The following is a 6,030-nucleotide window of genomic DNA, read 5'->3' as shown; positions in this document are numbered from 1 at the left end:
TTAGGGGTTAGGGGTTAGGGGAAGAGTGGGGGAGTGGGGAAGTGGAAGAATCAATATTTTCGCTTTTTCCTTTTCCCTCTTCCCTCTTCCCTCTTCCCTCTCCCCTCTTCCCTCTTCCCGACGCCCGACGCCCGACGCCCTAACCCCGACGCCCTAGCCGATTACTTCTTGAATTGCTTTGTTGTAGATAATCCGACCCGGTGTGGTGCGGATGAATTTAGAAAGAAGATTGCCATCGGCAGACGATCGCACGCGCTGGGATTTATATATTTTGGTGACGGTGCCATCTGCTTCTGTGCTAACTTGCAGTGGTTCGCTCTCTGGTTCGTCGGTTTCCATCGGGCCGTCGTAACGTACCCAAATATACTGGTGCAAGTCGATTTTGCCTTGTTCGTAAGCGACTGTGACGTCTTCCAGGTTGGCGAAATAGCGTTCCTGTTTATCTGCCAGGGCGGGGTTTTCCGCAGTCAGGTAGTAGCAGCCCAATACCATGTCTTGGCTGGGGGTGACGATCGGTCTGCCGGTGGCGGGTGAGAGTATATTGTTAGATGCCAACATCAGCAATCTGGCTTCGGCTTGCGATTCCAGGGAAAGGGGAACGTGAACTGCCATTTGGTCGCCGTCGAAGTCGGCGTTGAAGGCGGGACAGACGAGGGGGTGCAGTTGGATGGCGCGACCTTCTACTAGGATGGGTTCAAAGGCTTGGATGCCCAATCTATGTAGGGTGGGGGCGCGGTTGAGCAGGACGGGGTGACCTTCGATGACTTCTTCTAAGACGTCCCAGACGCTGGGGTCGTTGCGCTGAATCAACTTTTTGGCGGCTTTGATGTTGTTGACCAATCCCTGACGAATCAATCTGTGGATGACGAAGGGTTGGAAGAGTTCGATCGCCATTTCTCTCGGCAATCCGCATTGGTGAATTTTCAGTTTTGGCCCCACGACGATGACCGATCTTCCGGAATAATCCACCCGCTTACCCAAGAGGTTCTGCCGGAAGCGTCCCTGTTTGCCCTCAATGATGTCGCTGAGCGATTTTAAAGGGCGGTTGTTCGCGCCTACTACCGTGCGTCCCCGGCGACCGTTGTCGATGAGCGCATCCACCGCTTCTTGCAACATCCGCTTTTCGTTGCGGACAATGATTTCCGGCGCGAGGATTTCTTGCAATCTGGCCAAACGGTTGTTGCGGTTAATCACTCGACGGTAGAGGTCATTCAGGTCGCTCGTGGCGAAACGTCCCCCATCCAGTTGCACCATCGGGCGCAAGTCGGGTGGGATGACGGGAATAACTGTCAGCACCATCCACTCCGGTTTTGACCCAGTGGCGATAAAGTTGTCGATCACGCGCAATCTTTTGATTAATTTGGCGCGTTTCTGTCCCTTGGCATTGGCAATTTCTTCCCGCAGCTGTTCGGCTTCTGTTTCCAGGTTGATGTTCTGCAACAATGTTTGCAATGCTTCCGCACCGATGCCTACTTCTATGCCCACGAGATGAGAATCTTCGCTATAGAGTTGGTCTTCGATTTCCATCCACTGGTCTTCGGTCAGCAGCTGTTTGTAGGTGAGGTTATCGGCATTGCCGGGATTGAGGACAACGTAGGCATTGAAATAAACAATTTGTTCCACATCGCGCAGGGGCATATCCAGCAGGATGGAGATGTAGCTGGGGATGCCTTTGAGATACCAAACATGAGCGACGGGGGCGGCTAATTTGATGTAGCCCATCCGGTGACGGCGGACTCTGGATTCGGTCACTTCCACACCGCAGCGTTCGCAGACAATACCTCTGTGACGGACGCGCTTGTATTTACCGCAATGACATTCCCAATCTTTGGCAGGACCGAAAATACGCTCGCAGAACAAACCATCCATTTCCGGTTTGAGCGTGCGATAGTTTATCGTTTCTGGCTTAGTAACTTCCCCGACTATTTGACCGTTGGGAAGGGTGCGTTCTCCCCACTGACGAATGCGGTCTGGAGAAGCGAGACCGATTTTGACGTAATCAAAGCGCTGTTCGAGTTTGGCCATCAGTCAGATAATTTCAGATTTTGGATTTTAGATTTCAGATTTAATTAATTTCGCGATTTCAGATTTCAAATTTCAGATTTATCAAGATTTGAAATTTGAAATCTAAAATCTGAAATTTTCTTCAGTCTTCTTCGTCAACCAAGTCTTCGCGAGTCAGAGATTCGTAGGTGGGTTTGGTGGGGGTGCGACGAGTGCCCACATCCGCCATCAAGTCCACTTCTACATCGCGGCTGCTGCCATCTGGGGCGGTTTCGACTTTGTGAACGGCGATATCCAATCCCAGAGATTGCAATTCTCGCATCAGGACTTTGAAGGATTCCGGTGTGCCGGGACGGGGGATGGCTTTACCTTTGACGATCGCATTCAATGCTTCGTTGCGTCCCTGCATATCGTCGGATTTGACGGTGAGTAATTCCTGTAGGGTATAAGCGGCACCGAAGGCTTCCAATGCCCATACTTCCATCTCCCCAAAGCGCTGTCCCCCTTGTTGAGCTTTGCCGCCCAGGGGTTGTTGGGTAACCAAGGAGTAAGGGCCGGTGGAACGGGCGTGGATTTTGTCATCCACAAGGTGGACGAGTTTGAGCATATAAGCTTTACCGACGGTGATGGGGCGATCGAACGGTTCGCCAGTGCGTCCGTCGTAGACCACAATCTTACCGGGGTTATCTGGATCGAACAGCCAATCGTAGCCGGTTTCGTCCGCTGCTTGGGCGAGTTTGCCGTGGACTGTGGTGCGGGAAGCTTCTTGACCGTAGCGTTCGTCAAAAGGAGTGATTTTGAACCGGAAGCCCATATTTTCACCAGCCCAGGAGAGCAGGCACTCGAACACTTGGCCGACGTTCATGCGGCTGGGTACGCCCAAGGGATTGAGGACAATATCTACCGGTGTGCCGTCGGGCAGATAGGGCATATCTTCGGGAGCGAGGATGCGGGAGATAATGCCTTTGTTACCGTGGCGTCCGGCCATTTTGTCGCCCACTTGGATTTTGCGTTTTTGGGCGACATAGACGCGCACCACCATGTTGGCACCGGGGGGCAGTTCGTCACCTTGTTCCCTAGTGAAGACGCGCACATCTACAACTCGGCCTTTTTCACCGTTGGGGACGCGCAGGGAATTGTCGCGCACGTCGCGGGCTTTTTCCCCAAAGATAGCTCGCAGCAGTTTTTCTTCTGGAGGTTGGTCGCTCTCGCCTTTGGGGGTGACTTTGCCCACCAGGATATCGCCGGATTCTACCCAAGCGCCGATACGGATGATGCCAGTTTCGTCGAGTTGGCGGAGCGAGTCTTCCCCGACGTTGGGAATTTCTCTGGTGATTTCTTCCGGTCCCAGTTTGGTTTGGCGAGCTTCGATTTCGTATTTTTCAATGTGGATGCTGGTGTAAATGTCATCGTAGACCAGGCGCTCGCTGATCAAGATGGCGTCTTCGTAGTTATAGCCTTCCCAAGGCATATAGGCGACCAGAATGTTGTGACCCAGAGCGATTTCGCCGCCTTCGGTAGCTGAGCCATCGGCGATGACTTGACCGGCTCTGACGCGATCGCCTACTTTACTCAAGGGGCGCTGGTTGAGGCAGGTGTCTTGGTTGGAGCGCTGGTATTTCTGGAGTTGGTATTCTTGACAGTTGCCGTATTTTTCCCGGAAGGCCGAGATATTTTTCGATCGCAACTCATCGTAGTCGCGGATGAGAAATTCGGAAGTAGGGGCTGGGGAATAGAAGTTAGGGGTTAGGGAAGCAGAGGAAGCGCGATCTTTGTTAGTTTCTCCCCCTCTCTTACTCTCCCGCTCTCCCCCCCGCACGATCATCCGGGTGGCATCGACATAGATGACTTCCCCATCAATGCGAGAAACGATCACCATACCGCTATCTCTGGCAGCTTGGGCTTCTAGGCCGGTACCCACCAGGGGACGTTCCGGTTTGAGCAGGGGTACGGCTTGCCGCTGCATATTGGAACCCATAAGGGCGCGGTTGGCATCGTCGTGTTCCAAAAAGGGAATCAGCGATGTCGCCACAGAGATGATTTGCACGGGGGAAACGGCGACGAAATCTACTTGGTCGGGAGTGGTGGTAGTGAATTCCTGACGGTAGCGCACGGGCACTGTTTCCCCCAAGATTTTGCCATCTTCATCAACGGGGATATCCCCAGGGGCGACGCGCTTATCGTCTTCTTCATCCGCAGTCATATAAGCGGGGATGCGCTCGTTGAGGATGCGTCCGTTTTCCACCGGCCAGAAGGGAGTTTCCAAGAAGCCGTATTGATTGACGCGGGCATGGGTGGCGAGGGAACTGATTAAACCGGCATTGGGACCCTCTGGAGTTTCGATCGGGCAGATGCGTCCGTAGTGGGAGGGGTGTATATCGCGTACAGCAAAGCCGGCTCTCTCTCTGGTCAAGCCACCAGGGCCGAGGGCAGAGAGGCGACGTTTGTGGGTGAGTTCCGCCAGGGGATTGGTTTGATCCATAAACTGGCTGAGTTGGGAAGAACCGAAGAATTCCTTAATAGCCGCCACCAAAGGTTTGGGATTGACCAAGCTGGCGGGGGTGAGGGATTCCGCATCAGAGACGGTCATGCGTTCCCGAATAATCCGCTCCAGGCGGTTCAAGCCAACCCGGACTTGGTTCTGGAGCAATTCCCCAACACTACGCACCCTTCTGTTGCCCAGGTGGTCGATATCATCCGTTTGGCCGATGTCGAATTCCAAGTTAATCAGGTAATCGATACTGGCCAGGATATCTTGGGCTGTCAGCACCCGGACGGTATCCGCAACATTGAGGCGCAGTTTTTTATTCAGTTTGTAGCGTCCCACGCGACCCAAATCGTAGCGTTTGGGGTCGAAGAAGCGACTATCCAACAGTTGCTGTCCGCCGCTGACAGTGGGGGGTTCCCCCGGACGCAACTTGCGGTAGAGTTCCATCAAGGCTTCTTCTTCGCTGGGGTTACCTTCTTTTTCTAGAGTTTTCTGGAAATATTCCGGATGGCGCAGGGCGTCGAAGATTTCGTTATCGCCCAGACCGAGGGATTTCAGCAGCACCTGGGCGGAGAGTTTGCGAGTTTTATCGATGCGTACCCACACCAAGTCATTTTTATCCGTCTCGAACTTCAACCACGCGCCGCGATTGGGGATGAGGGAAGCCGAGTAAGTACGGCGACCGTTTTTGTCAGTTTCCGACTTGTAATAAACACCGGGGGAACGCACAATTTGGTTAACAATGACTCGTTCCGCACCGTTGATGATAAAAGTACCGCGATCGGTCATCAAAGGTAAGTCACCGATAAAGACTTCCTGCTCCTTGATTTCGCCAGTTTCCTTATTAATCAACCGCGTCGGCACATACATCTGCACCGCGTAGGTGCTATCCCGCCGCTTCGCTTCGTCCACATCGTACTTGGGACGCTTGAGCTTGTAGTCTTTGCCCAAAAAGTGCAATTCCAACTTGCCAGTATAGTCGGTGATGGGGGAGAAGCTATTGAGTTCTTCGATCAGTCCTTCTTCTAGGAACCAGCGGAAACTAGCCCGCTGAATTTCTACTAAATCCGGTAAGGTGACGGTGGGTTCGGTGTAGGTCTGGTTAGTCATGCGTATTATTTTTGCTTAACTTTAGGAGGGCAAGAAGTTCCAAATGCTATCTTGGAAAAAACAGACGATCGATCGCCAGGACAGGTCGATAAATATTTAAGGGTGGGATGTCACTTACCCCTGCTTTGGGGGTGCGGCTTCAAGTGTTACCGCCTTCAAAGCCGACAGACACGATATTTGGTACAATCCGCTCCTATTTTCAGAACGCTTTGCTATGGGTAGGAATATTCCCATTCATCATCAATCGGCGATGCAATATGGTAGAGGTATTTCATGTAGACGCTTTCTACTGTCTTCTGTTTAGGACTTTTTCGTATCTTCGTAAAATCTTTTGTGTACGCTCCAATATTTTAAGCGTTCTCCATCTTAACACCGACTCTCGCCTTTGGGGGAGATAAATCTTTTGTGGCGCGTCACTGTAGGCCAAA

The 6,030-nt window shown here is 52.5% G+C and carries 2 protein-coding genes; both read right to left on the bottom strand.

The annotated features are described in order from the left end of the window. Positions 1-153: 153 nt before the first annotated feature. Complete coding sequence (locus H6G03_RS10895; protein WP_190464395.1) at positions 154-2,025, bottom strand: DNA-directed RNA polymerase subunit gamma; 1,872 nt, start codon at positions 2,023-2,025, stop codon at positions 154-156. A 121-nt stretch (positions 2,026-2,146) separates the two neighbouring features. Next, positions 2,147-5,602: a DNA-directed RNA polymerase subunit beta gene (gene rpoB / locus H6G03_RS10890; protein WP_190464394.1), complete on the bottom strand. Its 3,456-nt coding sequence runs from the start codon at positions 5,600-5,602 to the stop codon at positions 2,147-2,149. Positions 5,603-6,030: the final 428 nt, after the last annotated feature.

The sequence above is a fragment of the Aerosakkonema funiforme FACHB-1375 genome (assembly GCF_014696265.1).
Taxonomy (GTDB): domain Bacteria; phylum Cyanobacteriota; class Cyanobacteriia; order Cyanobacteriales; family Aerosakkonemataceae; genus Aerosakkonema; species Aerosakkonema funiforme_A.
Note: the sequence above shows the minus strand (reverse complement) of the source record. Positions and strands in the feature narration are given on the sequence as shown.

Excerpts from the sequence above, each read along its gene's own strand:
- H6G03_RS10895 (WP_190464395.1), bottom strand. The coding sequence starts at position 2,025 with ATGGCCAAACTCGAACAGCGCTTTGATTACGTCAAAATCGGTCTCGCT.
- rpoB (WP_190464394.1), bottom strand. The coding sequence starts at position 5,602 with ATGACTAACCAGACCTACACCGAACCCACCGTCACCTTACCGGATTTA.